At 39.2% G+C, this 18151-nt stretch carries 17 protein-coding genes; 16 read left to right on the top strand and 1 reads right to left on the bottom strand.

Features of this window, described 5'->3' with window-relative positions:
• The first annotated feature begins 609 nt into the window (after positions 1-609).
• The 15 genes from kdpA (at position 610) to QA584_RS19950 (ending at position 16987) form a co-directional block, all read left to right on the top strand.
• Positions 610-2292, top strand: coding sequence for a potassium-transporting ATPase subunit KdpA (gene kdpA / locus QA584_RS20020; protein WP_278270878.1), 1683 nt, complete (start codon positions 610-612; stop codon positions 2290-2292).
• Between the two features lie 15 nt (positions 2293-2307).
• Positions 2308-4365, top strand: coding sequence for a potassium-transporting ATPase subunit KdpB (kdpB, locus tag QA584_RS20015; protein WP_278270877.1), 2058 nt, complete (start codon positions 2308-2310; stop codon positions 4363-4365).
• Positions 4366-4507: 142 nt separating this feature from the next.
• Complete coding sequence (gene kdpC, locus QA584_RS20010) at positions 4508-5068, top strand: K(+)-transporting ATPase subunit C (protein WP_278270876.1); 561 nt, start codon at positions 4508-4510, stop codon at positions 5066-5068.
• Between the two features lie 33 nt (positions 5069-5101).
• Positions 5102-7816, top strand: coding sequence for a sensor histidine kinase (locus QA584_RS20005; RefSeq protein WP_278270875.1), 2715 nt, complete (start codon positions 5102-5104; stop codon positions 7814-7816).
• Positions 7809-8516, top strand: coding sequence for a response regulator (locus QA584_RS20000; protein ID WP_278270874.1), 708 nt, complete (start codon positions 7809-7811; stop codon positions 8514-8516). The genes QA584_RS20005 and QA584_RS20000 overlap by 8 nt, the downstream gene beginning before the upstream one ends.
• A 76-nt stretch (positions 8517-8592) precedes the next feature.
• Positions 8593-9015: a MarR family winged helix-turn-helix transcriptional regulator gene (locus tag QA584_RS19995; protein ID WP_278270873.1), complete on the top strand. Its 423-nt coding sequence runs from the start codon at positions 8593-8595 to the stop codon at positions 9013-9015.
• Positions 9016-9127: 112 nt separating this feature from the next.
• On the top strand, positions 9128-9946 hold the full coding sequence (locus QA584_RS19990) for an alpha/beta hydrolase (protein WP_278270872.1): 819 nt from the start codon (positions 9128-9130) through the stop codon (positions 9944-9946).
• Positions 9947-10250: 304 nt separating this feature from the next.
• A complete protein-coding gene (locus QA584_RS19985; RefSeq protein WP_278270871.1) occupies positions 10251-10847 on the top strand; it encodes a winged helix-turn-helix domain-containing protein in 597 nt (198 codons plus the stop codon).
• Positions 10840-12039: an MFS transporter gene (locus QA584_RS19980; RefSeq protein ID WP_278270870.1), complete on the top strand. Its 1200-nt coding sequence runs from the start codon at positions 10840-10842 to the stop codon at positions 12037-12039. The genes QA584_RS19985 and QA584_RS19980 overlap by 8 nt, the downstream gene beginning before the upstream one ends.
• A 283-nt stretch (positions 12040-12322) precedes the next feature.
• Entirely contained in the window at positions 12323-12490 is a 168-nt protein-coding gene (locus tag QA584_RS19975) for a hypothetical protein (protein WP_278270869.1), read from the top strand.
• 51 nt (positions 12491-12541) lie between these two features.
• Entirely contained in the window at positions 12542-13114 is a 573-nt protein-coding gene (locus QA584_RS19970; RefSeq protein WP_278270868.1) for a hypothetical protein, read from the top strand.
• Between the two features lie 198 nt (positions 13115-13312).
• Entirely contained in the window at positions 13313-13786 is a 474-nt protein-coding gene (locus tag QA584_RS19965; RefSeq protein ID WP_278270867.1) for a GNAT family N-acetyltransferase, read from the top strand.
• A gap of 160 nt (positions 13787-13946) precedes the next feature.
• Entirely contained in the window at positions 13947-14849 is a 903-nt protein-coding gene (locus QA584_RS19960; protein WP_278270866.1) for a radical SAM protein, read from the top strand.
• A gap of 1 nt (position 14850) precedes the next feature.
• Positions 14851-16506 (top strand): 23S rRNA (uracil(1939)-C(5))-methyltransferase RlmD, encoded by a 1656-nt coding sequence (gene rlmD / locus QA584_RS19955; protein ID WP_278270865.1) that lies wholly within the window; start codon positions 14851-14853, stop codon positions 16504-16506.
• Between the two features lie 307 nt (positions 16507-16813).
• Complete coding sequence (locus tag QA584_RS19950; RefSeq protein WP_278270864.1) at positions 16814-16987, top strand: hypothetical protein; 174 nt, start codon at positions 16814-16816, stop codon at positions 16985-16987.
• Positions 16988-17028: 41 nt separating this feature from the next.
• Here the strand turns inward: QA584_RS19950 and QA584_RS19945 are convergent, their stop codons facing one another.
• A complete protein-coding gene (locus tag QA584_RS19945) occupies positions 17029-17454 on the bottom strand; it encodes a flavodoxin family protein (protein ID WP_278270863.1) in 426 nt (141 codons plus the stop codon).
• Positions 17455-17586: 132 nt separating this feature from the next.
• On the opposite strand from QA584_RS19945, the gene QA584_RS19940 reads away from it, so the two are divergent.
• The gene (locus QA584_RS19940) at positions 17587-18120 is read left to right on the top strand and encodes a TetR/AcrR family transcriptional regulator (protein ID WP_278270862.1); all 534 of its coding nucleotides are present in this window, start codon (positions 17587-17589) and stop codon (positions 18118-18120) included.
• Positions 18121-18151: the final 31 nt, after the last annotated feature.

Below are 18151 nucleotides of genomic sequence, written 5' to 3'. Positions count from 1 at the left end.
CAAAGTACTTCCTTTATAATTGGTATACGAAAAAGAGAAACAGTATCCTTTAGCCCTCCTAACTTTAAGCTCTTACAACCTTACATAAATAATCTGTCTTAACAAAATCTTTATACCTCGATGTTTTTTCTGAACACTATATTTATACTTAATTTGATATAGTATCGCTATAAGAAATACAAGCGAGAAAAAAGTCATTTTGTATCAGTAAGCAGAAACAGAAACCAGATAAAAAGAACCCTTAAGTAAAAACAGGAGCCTGAGAAAGGAAGAGTTCTTTTGCAAGAAACAGGAGTCTGAGAAAGGAAGAACCCTTAAGTAAGAAACAGAAACCTGAGAAAGGAAGACCCTTAAGGAAGAAATAGAAATCTGAGAAAGGAAGAGCCCTTAAGTAAGAAACAGAAACCTGAGAAAGGAAGATCCCTTTTGTAAGAAACAGGAATCTGAGAAAGCAAAGTCCCTTAAGTTAGATACGGGGTCAGATATAATAAGAATGTTTAGACATGAACAGGAGGTTTTGCAATTGGGAATCGTATTAGCCATTACGGCATTCATTGGTTTCGCATTACTAATTTATCTATTTTACGTCTTATTCAGAGGTGAGAAATTATGAATTACATTATACTGCTAGATGTGTTTTACTTAATTTTACTAATAGGTTTATCTGTGCCTTTAGGCAATTACATCTACAAGGTTATGGCAGGGGAGAGAGTATTCTTAAGCCCGGTTCTATCCCCTTTAGAAAAAAGAATTTATAAATTTCTGGGAATACGTGGCGAGGAGGAAATGAATGCAAAGAAATATACCTTCAGCGTAATCGGGTTTAGTGTAATCGGGTTTATTTTTCTATGGATCTTGTTGATGTTACAGGGAATTCTCCCCTTAAATCCCGAAGGTTTTAAGGGTGTGAAATGGGATTTGGCCTTTAATACAGCTGCGAGCTTTGTGACCAATACTAACTGGCAGGCCTATTCCGGTGAAACAACCTTGTCCTACCTATCCCAGATGCTAGGGCTGACCGTCCAGAACTTCGTATCGGCGGCAGTGGGTATTGCAGTACTCTTTGCTTTCATCCGCGGGTTTATATTAAGAGATAATAAAACAATCGGTAACTTCTGGGTGGATTTAACCAGGGTAATCCTTTATGTTTTAATTCCGTTATCACTGGTACTGTCAATACTGATTGTCTCTCAGGGAGTAGTACAGACCTTCTCCCCATATAAGGAGGTAACTGGTCTTAACGGAGCAGCTCAGGTCGTGCCCTTAGGACCGGCGGCAAGTCAGATTGCAATAAAACAACTGGGTACCAACGGAGGAGGTTTTTTTGGAGCGAATTCCGCTTTTCCACTGGAGAATCCCACTGCCTTTTCAGATTTTATACAATTGTTATCCATACTTCTGATTCCGGCATCTCTTTGTGTTACCTTTGGCAAGGCAGTAAAGGACAGAAAGCAGGGCATCTCAATCTATGCCGTAATGATTGCATTATTTGCAGTTTCCCTTACGTTTGTAACCTTAAGCGAACAATATCTTGGTCCTGATTTTGCAGGTGTAACCGTTTCTGGAAGTATGGAAGGCAAAGAAGTCATCCACGGTGTCGGAGCGTCAGCCCTATGGGGAACTGCGACAACGGCGGCTTCCAATGGTTCCGTTAACGCCATGCATGATAGTTTTACACCGGTAGGCGGATTTGTTCTGATGTTTTTGATGCAGTTAGGTGAAATTATATTCGGAGGGGTAGGAAGCGGACTATATGGTATGCTGGCCTTTGTACTCCTAACCGTATTTATTGCAGGCTTGATGGTGGGACGGACACCGGAATACTTAGGGAAAAAGATTGAACCCTTTGATATGAAGATGGTATGTCTTATTGTCCTTACTCCCCCTTTATTGACTTTGCTTGGAACGGCAGCAGCGGTGCTACTACCGTCTGCCAGAGAATGGCTTACTAATACCGGGGCTCATGGTTTTTCGGAAATTCTGTACGCTTTCTCTTCTATGGGTAATAACAACGGCAGTGCTTTCGGTGGTTTTACAGCAAATACGGTATTTACCAATGTTACAGGTGGATTTATTATGTTGCTGGTTCGATTCCTTCCAATGGCCGCTGTCATTTTCCTTGGAGGGAATCTGTCTAAGAAAAAAGCGGTAGCCGTTAGCGAGGGAACCTTATCAACAAGTAATTTTACGTTTGTCGGATTAGTGATAGCAATTATTCTAATCATTGGGGCACTCAGTTTCCTGCCTGCACTGGCCCTTGGTCCGATTGCGGATTACTTTACAACACGTTAGTTGAGGTGAGTTGTTATGAAAGAAAGTGGATATAATAAAAATATTTTGATTGATGCAATTCGCCAGTCCTTTAAGAAACTGGCTCCTAAAATCCAGGTGAAAAATCCGGTTATGCTGGTAGTATATATTGGCGCGGTCTTAACAACTGGATTATATATTCTTTCCTTAGCCGGAATCAAAGATGAAAGTGCAGGATATACCCTGGTCATAGCACTTATTTTATGGTTTACCGTTTTATTCGCCAATTTTGCAGAAGCCATAGCAGAAGGCAGAGGACGTGCCCAGGCGGATAGTCTGAAAAGTGCAAGAAAAGATGTGAAGGCAAGAAAATTAAAAACAGTTTCGAATCCAGAGGATTACACCGAAGTAGTATCAAATACCCTGAAAAAAGGAGATATTGTCTATGTAAAAGCCGGAGAGCAGATCCCTATGGACGGAGAGGTAATTGATGGTGCAGCATCCGTGGATGAAAGTGCCATTACCGGTGAATCTGCACCGGTAATCAGAGAATCCGGAGGTGACCGCAGTGCTGTTACCGGAGGAACCAGTGTCTTATCCGACTGGCTGATTATTAAAATAACAGCAGAAGCCGGAGAAAGTTTTTTAGATAAAATGATAGCCATGGTAGAAGGGGCTGCCAGAAAAAAGACCCCGAATGAAATTGCACTGCAAATATTACTGGTAACCTTGACAATTATATTCCTTGTCGTAACAGGGACTCTTCTGCCTTTTTCAGCCTTTGTAAGCCGTCAGGCTGGGTCAGGCTCAGCGATTTCTATAACCAATGTAATAGCACTTCTAGTCTGCCTGGCGCCTACTACCATCGGTGCTCTGCTATCCTCCATCGGAATAGCCGGTATGAGCCGCTTGAATCAGGCCAATGTCCTTGCCATGAGCGGCCGTGCCATTGAAGCGGCCGGAGATGTGGATGTATTATTGCTTGATAAAACAGGTACAATTACCCTGGGAAACAGACAGGCAAGTGAATTTTTTCCGGTAAAAGGTATCTCAGAGGAAGAATTAGCAGATGCGGCACAGCTTTCCTCACTGGCAGACGAAACAGCAGAAGGCAGGAGTATCGTAGTATTGGCCAAGGAAAAATTTAATATAAGAAGCCGTGATATATCAAAATTAAAAGCAAACTTTATAGCCTTTACTGCAAAAACCAGAATGAGCGGAATCGATTATCAGGGAAATGAAATCAGAAAAGGTGCCGCAGAAGCTGTTAAAGCCTATGTTCTGGAAAAAGGCGGGGAGTATCCGAAGCAATGCGAAGAAATCGTTAAAAAAGTAGCCGTAGACGGAGGTACTCCTTTAGTAGTTGCTAAAAACGGCAGGGTAATGGGAGTGGTTTACTTAAAAGATATTGTAAAAAATGGGGTTAAGGAGCGGTTTGAAGATCTTCGGAAGATGGGTATTAAAACCATTATGATTACCGGGGATAACCCCATGACAGCGGCAGCTATTGCAGCAGAAGCCGGTGTGGATGATTTTCTGGCGGAAGCAACACCGGAAGCGAAGTTATCACTGATACGTGATTATCAGTCCAAAGGACATTTAGTAGCCATGACCGGTGACGGTACCAATGATGCACCGGCTTTAGCCCAGGCTGATGTTGCGGTAGCCATGAATACCGGTACCCAGGCTGCCAAAGAGGCAGGCAACATGGTGGATTTGGATTCCAGTCCTACTAAGCTGATTGATATCGTAAGAATCGGAAAACAGCTTTTAATGACCCGTGGTGCCCTTACTACCTTTAGTGTGGCAAATGATGTGGCCAAATATTTTGCCATCATTCCAGTGTTGTTCTTTGGAATTTTTCCACAACTTACCGCACTTAATATCATGGGTTTCACCAATTCTAAAAGTGCTATCCTTTCGGCAATTATCTATAACGCCCTGATTATTATAGCTCTGATTCCCTTGTCCTTAAAGGGGGTAAAATACAGGGAACTGCCGGCGGGTAAACTTTTGAAACGGAATATAATGATTTATGGCTTGGGTGGAATTATTGCTCCTTTTATCTTTATTAAGCTAATTGATATCCTTTTAACTGCCTTAAACCTGGTTTAATCGTTAGTGCAGGATTGCTTTGATTAGCTGAATATTGTAAAAACTAAAATTTTTAATTAAAATTCTGATCCGAAATATGTTTTACAAATACAAGACAGTGTTAATGTTTTATTTCATGTAAACAGACAGAAAGGAGCTAAAAATGTATAGTATAATGAAAATTTTAAAACCTGCACTATTGTCATTTATCATAATGACACTTTTATGCGGTGTGTTGTATACCGGAGTGGTAACGGGAATTGCACAGCTTATATTTCCCCATCAGGCCAACGGCAGCATCCTGAGTGTTACCTTAAAGGACGGGTCGAAGAAAAGCTATGGTTCTGAATTACTGGCGCAGGAATTTTCAACGAAGGAATATTTGATTGGAAGACCTATGGGAACCACCAACCTGTCTCCGGTAAGTGAGGAACAAAGACAGGTGGTACAGGAAAGAATTGATTGGTGGCATACGCTGGACCCAGATAATAAGTCAGATATCCCTATGGATTTAGTAACAGCCTCAGGAAGCGGAGTGGATCCTAATATTTCGCCGGAAGCAGCAGAATATCAGGTGGCACGTATTGCGAAAGAGAGAAAGACTACGGAGGACCAGGTAAGAAAGATAATTGAAAAATATACGACAAAGCGTTTTCTTGGCTTTATTGGCAATTCCGGAGTGAATGTGCTTAAAGTTAATTTGGCACTTGACGGATTATTATAAATAAATTATCGTTGGATTAGGGTGGTGATGTAAATGATGGATATGGAGAATCGTCCGGATCCGGACAGTATTTTAGAAGTAATAAAGGCAGTCAGACCTTCTCAGACCGGAAGACTGAAAATATTTTTCGGTTATGCGGCAGGAGTTGGCAAAACCTATGCTATGTTAGATGATGCACACCAACAGCAGAAATTTGGTGTGGACGTAGTAGTCGGATATGTGGAGCCCCATACCCGTCCGGATACGACAGCACTTCTAAACGGCTTACCGGTACTTCCTCCATTAAGCGTAAAGTATAAAAATATAGAACTGAAAGAATTCGATCTGGATGAAGCGTTAAAGCGAAAGCCCGAGCTAATCCTGGTGGATGAACTGGCCCATACCAATTCTGACGGTGTACGGAATAAAAAGAGATACCAGGATATCGAAGAGTTGTTAAATGCCGGTATTGATGTATACACTACGGTCAATGTCCAGCATATAGAAAGCCTGAAGGATGTAGTGGAGGATATTACTAAAATCACGGTAAGAGAAACAGTTCCTGATTATATCTTTGATTTGGCCAATAAGGTGGTATTAATCGATATTGACCCAGAGGAACTGCTAAAACGGTTAAAGGATGGAAAGATATACCGGACGGACCGGGCTCAGACTGCCCTGGAGAATTTTTTTTCCAGGGAAAACTTAAGGATCCTTCGTGAAATTGCCATGAGAAAAACGGCAGACCGCATCAGCTATGAGAATCGCAATGAACGGAGCCTGTCCGAGAAGATGGCTAATGCAAAGTTTTTAGTTTGCTTTGGTCCTTCGCCCTCCTCCGCAAAATGCATCCGGTGGACTGTCAGGGCAGCCGAAGCGTTCCATGCACCTTGGACAGCACTTTATGTGGAAAATCCCGAGGAGGACTTATCCGCTGACCAGCAGAAAACGATGAAAGCCAATATGGAGTTGATTGCAAAATTAGGCGGTGAAATCGTAACCTTTCAAGGTTATGATATTCCTCAGATGGTATCAGAGTACGCTAAAATCTCCGGAATCACTAATATTGTTATTGGAAAGAGCAGAAATAAAAAGACCATTAAAAGCTTATTTGAAATGGATTTTGAAGACCGGCTTATATCCTTGCTGCCCACAGTAGAAATCCATATTATTCCCGGAAGTATAAGTCATAGACCGTACTTAAGATTAAAAAAAACCTGGGGAAAGAACCTGTATTTATCCTGGGCGGATACATTTAAGACCCTTGGGATGTTAACAGCAGCTACTTTACTATCACTTGGACTAAGAAAGTTTGATATTGAAGATCAGAATGAAATAATGGTATATATCCTGTCGGTGCTAATTGTTTCCCGTATAACCAGAGGATTTATTTACGGAGTGGTTGCCTCCATTTTAAGCGTTCTGACCTTTAACTTCTTTTTCACAGTACCCTACTATACCTTATATACGATTCAGCCGGGTTATTATATTACATTTGTTATTATGCTGTTAGTTGCTCTTATCACCAGTACGCTGACGGTCAGAATCAAGACCGAAGTAATTCTCGCAGCAGCCAGGGAGCGGCGGACCCAAGTGCTGTATGAAATGAACAAAAAGCTTTTAGTAACCAGAGGACTTGAGAATATTATAGACTTGACCAATGAACACATTGTAAACTTGTACAATAAATCCGTGATATTTTATACAGAAGACCCAGCCTCTGGCGCTGCCGGAACCCTTTTACAAGCTGATAAAGATGAGGATGCTTCTTATATGCTGCTGGAGGATGAAAAAGCAGTGGTACACTGGGTTTTCACCAACAAAAAACGTGCCGGGTCAGGTACAGATACTTTAATGGGAGCCGGTGGGTTTTATATGCCTGTAACATCACAGGGCAGGGTCCTTGGAGTCCTTGGCATATCTTGTATGAAAGGTCAGTTAAACCATGGAAACCGGCAGTTTTTAAGAATGATAGCCTCTCAGGTTGCCATGGCTTTAGAACGGCAAAAATTATCAGATGAACAGCGAAGTATTCTGGTAGAATCTGAAAAAGAAAAGATGAGAAGTAATCTGTTACGGGCTATTTCCCATGACCTTCGTACCCCCCTAACCGGAATACTAGGAGCCAGCTCTGTTCTCCAAGAAAGCGGAGAGGAGTTAGACCTTAATACCCGCAATAAGCTGATAGCTAATATAAAGGAAGATTCCCAGTGGTTGATACGTATGGTAGAAAATCTTTTATCCATCACCAGAATTAATGAAGGCACGATGAATGTGGTTAAGTCTCCGGAAGCAGCGGAGGAAATCGTGGCGGAAGCCATCAGCCGTATCCGTAAAAGATTTCCGGGTAGAAATATATCGGTAAAAGTCCCGGAGGAATTGCTTATCGTACCAATGGATGGCACTTTAATCTCCCAGGTTCTTATTAATCTGTTGGAAAATGCGCTAAAACACACGAGGGCAGAGGCAGAAGTTTTTGTGACGGTAAAAAAGGAAGGCAGTGAAGCGGTTTTTGAAGTAGCCGATAATGGGGAAGGGATTCCCCCGGAGGAATTTCCTTATCTGTTTGAAAGTTATGTGCCAAATGGGAAACGCAGTGCTGATTCCTCAAGGGGTATGGGAATCGGTTTGTCCATCTGTATGTCAATTATAAAAGCCCATCAGGGGAAAATGGAAGCGAAAAATAAAACAACAGGGGGAGCAGTATTTTGGTTTACACTACCCCTTGAGATAAGTGAAGAAATAGGAATTGGGGGTAATCATGAATAGTAAAGTCCTGATTTTAATTGTAGAAGATGATGAATATATCAGCAATTTTATATCAGCCATATTAATAGCCAATAACTATGGAGTAATAAAAGCAGTGAACGGTACGGAAGCCATTACAATGACGGCTTCCCATGTACCGGATTTAATCCTTTTGGATTTAGGGCTTCCGGATATAGACGGCACGGAAGTCTTAAAAAGCCTGCGTACCTGGAATGGGATACCGGTCATTGTGGTTTCAGCCAGAGGTAATGAACGGGAGAAAGTGGAAGCTTTGGATTTGGGGGCAGATGATTACGTTACAAAGCCCTTTGGTCCATCGGAACTATTGGCCAGAATCCGTACGGCATTACGCCACAGCCAGAAGACAGTAAAGTCTCTGGATACAGAGAATCAAAAATTTACCCTTTCAGAACTGGCCATTGATTATTCCAAACGAATGATTACCCTGGCAGGTAAAGAGGTGCACTTAACCCCCATCGAATATAAAATTATTGTGCTGATGTCCAAACACGTAGGCAAGGTATTAACACATGATTTTATCATTAAGGAGATATGGGGACCCTATACCAATGAAAACCAGACTCTTCGGGTTAACATGGCTAACATCCGCAGAAAAATAGAAAAAAACCCGGCAGAACCCAGATATATTATCACGGAAGTTGGGGTTGGATACCGTATGGTGGAAGAAATTGATTCATAATATGTTATTGGACTATGATTCATAATATGTTATTGGACTATTGACAATAGTTTGATATAAAACTATAATAAGGATTATGAATCCAAACGATATTATATCACTCATTTCAAAAATAAGAGAAAAAGTCAACCGGAGAATCATATCCGAAATGGAAGCCCATGGGATTGAATATATTGTAACTTCCCATGGAGATATTATTCATGCCCTTTTTGGAAAATCCAAGATGACTATGGCTGAAATTGCCTCTAAGATTGGCAGGGATAAGTCTACGGTTACGGCATTGGTTGACAAATTAGTAAAACTGGGGTATGTGGTTAAAGAAAGAGATACTGCTGATACCAGGATTATTTATGTTACCTTAACGGATAAAGGATATGAATTAAAGCCGGTATTCGAGAAGATATCAAAAGAGGTACTGGCAGTTTTTTATGAGGGTATTTCTGAAAAAGAGAAGGAGGAACTGTTTGATTTGTTAAATCGGATTTATAGAAATTTTTAAGTGGTAAAAATTTTACCTAAATAGTTTGATATCAAACTATGTTGAAAAGAGATGGACTAATTTCAGTCGGTATTTTTTGTGAATTCATTAGTTATTATTAGGAGGATACAATATGAAGGACTATACGAAGATGTTACCAAAACACATGGAACGGTTTATTGGTAATAATGATCTTTTTCTGGAGATATACGAAGGAAAGAAAGATAAAAGTAAAGAACGCCCCCCGCTGCTATTTGTACATGGCGCTTATACCGGAAGCTGGATGTGGAGTAAATACATACCGCATTTTGAAGATGATGGCTGGAACTGTTATGTCATGAACCTGAGAAGTCACTATAGAAGCAGGGTTATGGATATGACCCGTATTACTTTTGAGGATTATTTAGAGGATATAAAAGAAGTAATAGCTGTGTGCAATGAACCACCGGTCTTAATCGGTTTTAGCATGGGTGGAATCTTGTGCCAGAAAATAGCTGAAACCCAAAAACTATCAGGTTTGATACTAATTGATTCCAGCATCAGTAAACAGGTGTATGAAAAAGTTCCTTATAAAGATTTGGAAATCCCTACTTGCGGTAATGTAGCACAGGCGCCGGAACGGGAAGAAATCAGCAGCATAGATGAATCACCGGAGGATATTGCATTTCAAAGAAAATATCTGTCCATGGAATCTTCACTCACTCTCTTAAAAAGTTCCATACCTTTTGGGGCAAAAGAGGGGATATCTATTAACAGCAGCCTTTTTACCTTCCCTTGCCTGGTTATTAAAGCTATAGGCTGTGAGGAGGATGAAGTCAGGGGTATGGCAGAAGCAGGGCACTTACATGCAGAATATATGGGATTCGAAAAGACTACTCATACGGGGCTTTTGATAGGACAGAGATATAATGAAGTTATTAAGCGGATAATAGGATGGCTGTCAAGATTTTAATAATTTGCTGATAAAACTAAGGACATTACTAGCCTCAAAAGCCAAGCAAGCCTCAAAAGCCAGGCTAGCCTTAAAGCAATGTATGCTTCTAAAGCTATGCAAGTCTCAAAAGCCTAGCAAGTCTCTAAAGCAATGTAAGCCACTAAAGTATCACCCCCTCTCCCCGGAGGAGATTTTCAATGTAGATAATGGTATTTTGTCGGACTTGTTTTTTTAGTAAAATACTTTTATGTTGACATTACACAATGCGTAATGTTATAATTTGTGTAATGATAATGAATCAAAGAAAGTCGAGACTAAAATTATGGAAAGAGTGAAACTTACCACCAAAAAAGAACTGGAAATCTACATGAATCCGGTGAGGCAGCAGTTAATAAGAGAGCTGGAATTATCAAAGATTCCCATGACACCTAAAATGCTGGCAGATAAACTTAATATCTCTGCTTCCGGAACCCAGCATCATATAAAGAAGCTGTTATCACTAGGAGTGATTGAACTGGATCACACAGAACTTATTAATGGGATTACTGCAAGTTTTTATAAACCGACCTATGTAGTTGTCCAGATTGGAATGGAACTGAATGATGATTCCATTTACTTAAGGGAAGCTTTAATGCAGGAGAAAATCTTCCAGATATTTAAAGGGTTTGTAGCGAAAAAAGAACGATTGCTTCAGAATGAGACATTAAAAGATATGGAAGCAGAGGATACGGATTTAACTAAGCTGCAAAAATGGGGAGATACCTTAACCGGTGTCCTCCATCTGACCGATGAGGAATCTGTAGAGCTTATGAAAATAATCATGGAATATATACAGAGTCATTCCAAACCATCGAAAGAACGCACGCCATATGAATATGCATTGATACTATACAATGCCAAGGAGGAAATAGATGGCTAAGATTTCCCAGATTATTATTCTGATGAACAATTTTTCTTTAGGAATAATCTTGCCTGTATTAAACCTGATTTTACTAGAGCGGGGAGCGAGCCTAAAGACACTTCCCATATTAATCGCTTTGTATGCGATAACGGTATTGTGCGTTGAACTGCCCAGCGGAATATGTGCAGATTTGTTCGGACGGAAAAATGTGTTCCTGATTTCCTGTATCTTTCAATTTTTGTCCATGGTACTGCTGTTATTGTCTAATAATATGATATGGCTGATATTTGTCATTATCTGCAACGGTTTGAGCCGTTCCTTTGCTTCCGGTAGTTTGGACGCATTAATCATAGACCAGGCACTGGTAAGTAAGGGAGAAGATTTCCTGTCAAAAGTAACTTCCCGCTTAGCAATACTGGAAGGAATTGGTCTGGCAGTTGGAGGAATTGCAGGTGGGGTAATCTCTTATCTGAGCGGCAATTATACGATGAATATCATACTTCGGGCAGGTTTAACAATTGTCGTGCTGGTACTTTGCGTTCTCTTTATAAAAGAGATACAAAAGGAAAAAGAAACAGAGCGGATACCACTTACGGAACATATAAGGCTGGGAAAAGAGATTGTATTTTCTACTCCCAATTTTAAACTAATATTTGCTGGTGTTTTCTTTTTAGGTTTCTTTTTAATCACCATAGAAACTTACTGGCAGCCTGCATTTACCCAGATAGCAGGTCTTACTGGCAGTGTCTGGCTCCTTGGGATAATTACCTTCTTCGGTTTCGTAGCCTCTGTTTCCGGCAATACGGCTGCCCATAAGTTATTACAGCAGTTTAATAATCATAAGTGGAAGGTCTATAATATAAACCGGATTGTATTAGGTATCTGTATTGTGATTTTTGCTCTTCAAAGCAGCAGTGCCGGCTATATCCTTGGATATGCAGTTATTTATTTTGTACTTGGCGTCGGTAATGTGGCAGAGAATACGTTGATTAACCAGTATACCCCGAGTAGTATGAGGGCAAGTGTGCTTTCACTAAGCTCCCTGATTACCCAGATTGGTGTTATGGTGTCTTCTCTGTTCAGCAGCATAATGATAAGTTATCTTCAGATAAAAGGAATATGGATTGTTACCGGTCTGCTTTTAGCCGGGTATGCGCTTTTTGTTACCGTAATTACTTATAAGAAAAGTGCCTTAGAGGCAGAAAGTTAAAAAGTGGAATAAGATTAGTGTTTTCTATTGATTCTTATTGATGAAGGGGAACTTTTGTATTATTATATAATAATGCATAAGATCCCTTTCTTTTTTCATTACTGGGATTTGTGGGAGAATGAAACGGAATAATGAGGTATTTTATTAAAGGAACGGTTTTAGTGTTATTCGAGGACTTAGAAGAAATCAACATGGAGAAATCAATTTGAAGAATTTAGAGAAATAAACTTGACAAAATAAGCTTGAAGAAATAGCTTTAAGAAATTAGCTTAGAGAAATCAGCTTGAAAAAATTAGCTCGAAGAAATCAGCCTGAAGAAATCAGCTTGAAGAAATCAGTTTGGAGAAATCAGCTTGAAAAAATTAGCTCGAAAAAATCAGCTTGGAAAACTCATTTTGATGAACTCATTTTGAAGAAAACATCTTTAGAAAATTATTCTGAGAAGAATTAAACAGAAAACATCAGTACGAAAGAAATGTTTAAAGATATTAGGAGAAAACCCATGAGTATAGTAGTAGCAGTAGCCAATATGTCAAGAGTAGTGGTAAAAAGTGACGGATTGGTAATCAATCGGGACATAGAATCAAAGACTAGCCAGGACCACGAACAGATGATAATTCTGAATGCCCAATGTATAGTTGGTTTTTACGGTAATATAGAGTATTGTGAATTAATAGTAAAGGAATATCTAAGATTAGCAAGTACAGCCCAGGTGGATGTTAATGCGCTGCGACCGACAACTGTCATCTATGATTTGTGTGAGGTTGCCAAAGCGATGAATGAGGATAAGAAAATGGTATCCTTCCTGGCAGCAGGAATTGAAAATGGAAGAATTATGCTATTGGGTTTTACAGACCAGGATAATTACGAAATCAGCAATTTTTCTCCTGAGGAGGAGGGACGTGTTACATTTATAATACTTGGCAGTGAAGCTATAAAAAGCGGACTTCCTTATTCGAAATTTCATACCGCAGATAAAAACATAGAGTCCTCCATGAATAAATACATCAGATATACCGCTACCCTTGATTCAGGCATAAATGACCATACCTTTACCAGAAAATTGAAGGTGTAAAGGGAGTAGACTAAAAATATTTTATCCTATCTATTGTAATATAATTATCCGGTGAAAATAGGTTAAAGTAAGAAATAGATTGTATCAATTTGTAAATTAAGATATATTTAAAATAACGAAAGATATAGTAATGAAAGATATAGTAACGTAAGGATTTTATAACTATAAAAAGCTTGGAGAATATTAGGGGGAATTACAATGGAGCTAATACCAATCAATGGCGAAAACAGACAGCAGGTAAATGATTTAATCAGATCCCTGTGGTATTCGACTGATATAATAGTACGGGGAGAAGTAGTGGATACCTCGGTATTGGAGGGATTTACGGCAATGGAACAAGAGGAAATAACCGGTTTCATAACCTACCGGATACAAGACGGTGAATGCGAAATCATGTCATTGGCAAGCATAAAGGAAAATCAGGGAACCGGAACCAGTCTGATTAATCTGGTAAAGGAGAATGCAAAACAGCAAAACTGTACTAAGTTGAAACTAATTACTACCAATGACAACATGAATGCCCTCAAGTTTTATCAAAAGAGAGGCTTTGACATGATCCGAGTATATCCAAATGCCATGGATATCTCAAGGAGCATTAAGCCTGCAATACCTTTAATCGGGGAGTATGGAATACCTTTAAAACATGAAATCGAATTTGAAATGATATTATAAAAAAGTAAATTAAAAAAATTTTACTATCAAAATACGTTTGCATTAAGATACTCGGTGTTAAAATACTGATGTATCGAAATTTGTTTGCATCAAAATAGTATGGCGCAAAATAGAGTTACTACCCAAAATAAGTATTAAAATAGATTAAGGAAAGAATAAGATGAATAAAAATATACTGGAAGACTGCACACTATGTCCAAGAGAGTGCCATGCCAACCGGACTCTGGGTCAAATAGGAATGTGCAGAGAGGCAGCAAAGGTCGTAGTAGCACGGGCGGCCTTACATATGTGGGAAGAACCCTGCATCTCAGGTGAGAAGGGCTCTGGAACGGTGTTCTTTTCCGGTTGTTCCTTGGGCTGTGTCTATTGCCAGAACCAAAAGATTGCAAAAGGTCTGGCAGGCAGGAAGATTACCACAGAGCGTCTGTCTGATATCTTTCTGGAACTTCAAGAAAAGGGTGCCAATAACATTAATCTGGTTACTCCAAGCCACTATGTGCCCCAGATTATTGAAGCGTTAATTACTGCTAAAAGAAAAGGCTTGTATCTGCCAATCGTATATAACACCAGTGGATATGAAAAAGTTGAGACCATAAAGCTGTTAAGCGGCTACGTAGATGTTTATCTGCCTGATTTAAAATATAAGTCAGGAGAAATCAGTAAACGTTATTCCAATGCACCTGACTATTTTAACTATGCCTCAGAAGCAATCCTTGAAATGGTGAATCAGGTAGGAGAACCTGACTTTAATGAAGAAGGAATCATGACTAAAGGGGTAATTGTAAGACACTTAACTCTACCCGGATATCTAATGGATTCAAAAGATATCCTGGAGTATTTATATGATACCTTTGGCGATAAAATATATATTAGTATCATGAACCAATATACCCCCCTCTCGCAGGTGAAAGCTTATACGGAGATAAATCGTAAAGTAACGCCCCAAGAATATGAGGAGCTGGTAGATTACGCACTGTACTTAGGCGTAGAAAATGGTTTTATCCAAGAGGGAGAAACAGCAGCAGAAAGTTTTATCCCGGAATTTAACGAAGAAGGAGTTTAACATGCCAGTAAATAGAAAGATAAATGGGGATAAGAAGATGCCGAAAGAAAGAAAAGCAGGTAGTAGGATAATGGGAAGTAAAAACGGATCAGATAATATTGAACGACTGGTTAATTATTCTGAAAATAGCAACAGAAATGAAAGCAAAAATAGATCGGAAATCAAAAATAGATCAGAAAACAAAAATAGACCAGATAGCAAAAATAGATCAGAAAACAAAAATAGACCAGATAGCAAAAATAGATCAGATAGTAAAAATAGACTAGATAGTAAATATAGATTAGAGAGTAAAAGTAGACCTGAGAGTAAAAACAGGTCAGACAGTAGGAACATAGCAGAAAGTAGTAGTAGAGTCGAAAGTAAAAATAAATCGGAAATGAATAACAAATATGAAGAAAACAACAGGCAGCAGGGTAAAAATAGAGCCGAGAAGTATAATAAATCGAATCAAAGAGGAAAAATCTCTGGGAAAAACAATGATATGAATAATAATGATACGAAGAACAATAAAAAATCCCTATGCCCTGTCCTGTATAAATGCGGAGGTTGTCAAATCCTTGATTTAAGTTATGAACAACAGCTTAAAACCAAACAGAAACAAGTAGAAGGTCTTCTTGGAAAATTTGCCAAAGTAGAGACTATTATTGGCATGGAGAATCCGTATCATTACAGGAATAAAGTACACGCAGTCTTTGACCATGACAAAAAAGGAAATCCCATATCAGGAGTCTATGAAGCCGGAACCCACAGAGTAGTGCCGGTAGAAAGCTGTATGATCGAAGACCAGCAGGCAGATGCCATAATCGGAACAATCAGAGGTATGCTTAAATCTTTTAAAATCAAGACTTATGATGAAGACACAGATTTTGGACTGCTTCGTCATGTCCTAATCCGTAAAGGCTTTCACAGCGGACAGATCATGGTAGTATTAGTACTTTCCTCACCAATACTTCCCTCCAAAAGCAATTTCATTAAAGCTCTGTTAAAGAAGCATCCTGAGATTACAACAATTGTTCTAAATGTGAATGATAAGCGAACCAGCATGGTTCTAGGTGAGAAAGAGCAGGTTATCTATGGAAAAGGCTATATCGAAGATACCTTATGCGGCAAAGTATTCCGTATCTCCCCTAAATCCTTCTACCAGGTAAATACGATCCAGACTGAAATCCTGTATGGAAAAGCAATCGAACTGGCAGACCTTACCGGTAAGGAGACTATTGTAGATGCTTACTGCGGGATTGGTACGATTGGTTTAATTGCAAGCGAGCATGTCAAAAAAGTAATTGGAGTTGAATTAAATTCCGATGCTGTCCGTGATGCCAAAACCAATGCAGGCAGAAATAAAATAACCAATGTGGATTTTTATAATAAAGATGCCGGTGAATTTATGAGCCAGATGGCAGCTCAGGATCAATCCGTTGAGGTAGTATTCATGGATCCCCCCAGAGCCGGAAGTGATGAGAAATTTCTTAATTCTTTGTGTACCCTGGCTCCTGGGAAAATTGTTTATATATCCTGTAATCCTGAAACTTTAGAAAGGGATATGGGGTATTTGGTTAAGAATAGATATAAGGTTGAAAGAATTATACCTGTGGATATGTTTCCTGGGACTTCACATGTGGAGACCGTGGTACTACTACACAAGAAAGATATGTAAAAATACTTGATTTTAGGCACTTTGAGAAGCATTTTGGGTTTTCTAGAAAAGGTCAAATTTCAAGAAAAAAGTCTATTTCGGACGGTGTAAATGTGTCGGTAGTTCTTGATATGGATTCTGGAAACAGACCGAAGTAGAGTTCATAATTTAGATTTATTAGACGTTATTTTTATCATTCAACAGAATATTTAAAAGTCGTAAAGACCGCTTATTTTCAAGCTTTTTGAAGATGGGCGGTCTTTTTCTGTGCTACATCAAACTGATGGAAAAGGTAACGAGGAAAGGATGTTAAGAAAAATGAGTAAAAATGAAGAAGGGTATTCTTTTTTGGCAAGGTGCTTACGGTGTACCTAGTGAAAAGGTCAAAAATGTGCAGGAAATTAAGGAAATTTCAGTCACAAAGGTTCTGTTTCAGATGAATATTGTCAAACTTTTTTATGGATTTTTTGCAAAAAATAGGGCCACGGTTGATTTGCAGTGACCCTATGGAGATATGAAATTCTTGTTGCTATGGCAAAACCGTTATCCAATCACCTTTTTTACGAAGTCATTAACAGCAGCAAGCTGTTTGTTGGTCAATTCGATAAAACCTTTATGGATAAAATAACCATGATTGCGCACACCGAGTTTCATAGGCAGGGTTTCGCCATGCACAGGTATCCCTTTCTCCTTAACAATAGAAGCTATTTTTATTGCTCCATCCATAGCTCCGGCAGTGGAAAAAGCAGCCACGACTTTGACTGTTGTCGCATCTAAATTTTCCAAAAAACTTTTTAGGGAATCGTCTAAACCATGCGCATATACGCCGCCACCGATAAATAAAAAGTCAACCGGCACATTAAGCGGAACAGTAATCGGCTCTGCTTTAACACCGACTTTATTGGCGATAGCTTCCGCTACTGATTTTGTATTGCCTCCTATGGACTGATACCTGACGGCTATTTTCATATTTATCCTCCTCACATCTTGACTATAAGACAACGTGTTGTATAATGAATTATACGACTTTGTTTCAAATTCATCAACCAACAGAATTATTTGGTTTGTTGGATGATATTTTGCTTGCGAAAGGGGCAAGAAATGAAAAAACAGCCTGAAATAACGAAAAAAACAAGACAATCATTTATCGGCGTTTTTTGTGAACTTTATTGCCAAAAACCGATTGAGAAAATCACAGTACAGGAAATTACAAACAAGTCTGGATATAACCGAAGTACCTTTTATCAGTATTTTACCGATGTTTACGATTTGCTTAGCTTCGTGGAAAACGATATATTGGATTATATCCGGGAGAAGATGAAAAACAAAGAGCAAGCTGATACACGGGATATACTCCTACTTTTCGAGGAAAAAGGAGCATGCCTAAATGCTTTATTAGGTGATTATGGTAATATCCGCTTTAGTGAAAAGTTGAAAGGTGAATTTTTTTCTGATGCACAGAAATATTGTTTCCCTAAAGATAATTCAGTAACACCATATTTATTAGAGTTTCAAGTCTCAACTGCATTTTCACTGCTTCGTCTCTGGCAACGCAGGCAAAAAGATTTGCCCCCAGATGAATTATATAACTTGATAGATATGCTATTTACTTCGGGAATATCGTCTGTTATATAAAACTGTATATAATGATGTTTCAATATGAAAA

The sequence above is a fragment of the Anaerocolumna sp. AGMB13025 genome (assembly GCF_029689925.1).
Lineage (GTDB): Bacteria > Bacillota > Clostridia > Lachnospirales > Lachnospiraceae > Anaerocolumna.
Note: the sequence above shows the minus strand (reverse complement) of the source record. Positions and strands in the feature narration are given on the sequence as shown.

What these genes read in the sequence shown, in the direction of transcription:
- QA584_RS19995 (WP_278270873.1), top strand. Translation starts at nt 8,593, where the DNA reads ATGAATCCAAACGATATTATATCACTCATTTCAAAAATAAGAGAAAAA.
- QA584_RS19980 (WP_278270870.1), top strand. Translation starts at nt 10,840, where the DNA reads ATGGCTAAGATTTCCCAGATTATTATTCTGATGAACAATTTTTCTTTA.
- QA584_RS19960 (WP_278270866.1), top strand. Translation starts at nt 13,947, where the DNA reads ATGAATAAAAATATACTGGAAGACTGCACACTATGTCCAAGAGAGTGC.
- QA584_RS19940 (WP_278270862.1), top strand. Translation starts at nt 17,587, where the DNA reads ATGAAAAAACAGCCTGAAATAACGAAAAAAACAAGACAATCATTTATC.
- QA584_RS19990 (WP_278270872.1), top strand. Translation starts at nt 9,128, where the DNA reads ATGAAGGACTATACGAAGATGTTACCAAAACACATGGAACGGTTTATT.
- QA584_RS19970 (WP_278270868.1), top strand. Translation starts at nt 12,542, where the DNA reads ATGAGTATAGTAGTAGCAGTAGCCAATATGTCAAGAGTAGTGGTAAAA.
- kdpC (WP_278270876.1), top strand. Translation starts at nt 4,508, where the DNA reads ATGTATAGTATAATGAAAATTTTAAAACCTGCACTATTGTCATTTATC.
- rlmD (WP_278270865.1), top strand. Translation starts at nt 14,851, where the DNA reads ATGCCAGTAAATAGAAAGATAAATGGGGATAAGAAGATGCCGAAAGAA.
- QA584_RS19945 (WP_278270863.1), bottom strand. Translation starts at nt 17,454, where the DNA reads ATGAAAATAGCCGTCAGGTATCAGTCCATAGGAGGCAATACAAAATCA.
- QA584_RS19985 (WP_278270871.1), top strand. Translation starts at nt 10,251, where the DNA reads ATGGAAAGAGTGAAACTTACCACCAAAAAAGAACTGGAAATCTACATG.
- kdpB (WP_278270877.1), top strand. Translation starts at nt 2,308, where the DNA reads ATGAAAGAAAGTGGATATAATAAAAATATTTTGATTGATGCAATTCGC.
- QA584_RS20005 (WP_278270875.1), top strand. Translation starts at nt 5,102, where the DNA reads ATGATGGATATGGAGAATCGTCCGGATCCGGACAGTATTTTAGAAGTA.
- kdpA (WP_278270878.1), top strand. Translation starts at nt 610, where the DNA reads ATGAATTACATTATACTGCTAGATGTGTTTTACTTAATTTTACTAATA.
- QA584_RS20000 (WP_278270874.1), top strand. Translation starts at nt 7,809, where the DNA reads ATGAATAGTAAAGTCCTGATTTTAATTGTAGAAGATGATGAATATATC.
- QA584_RS19965 (WP_278270867.1), top strand. Translation starts at nt 13,313, where the DNA reads ATGGAGCTAATACCAATCAATGGCGAAAACAGACAGCAGGTAAATGAT.
- QA584_RS19950 (WP_278270864.1), top strand. Translation starts at nt 16,814, where the DNA reads ATGAAGAAGGGTATTCTTTTTTGGCAAGGTGCTTACGGTGTACCTAGT.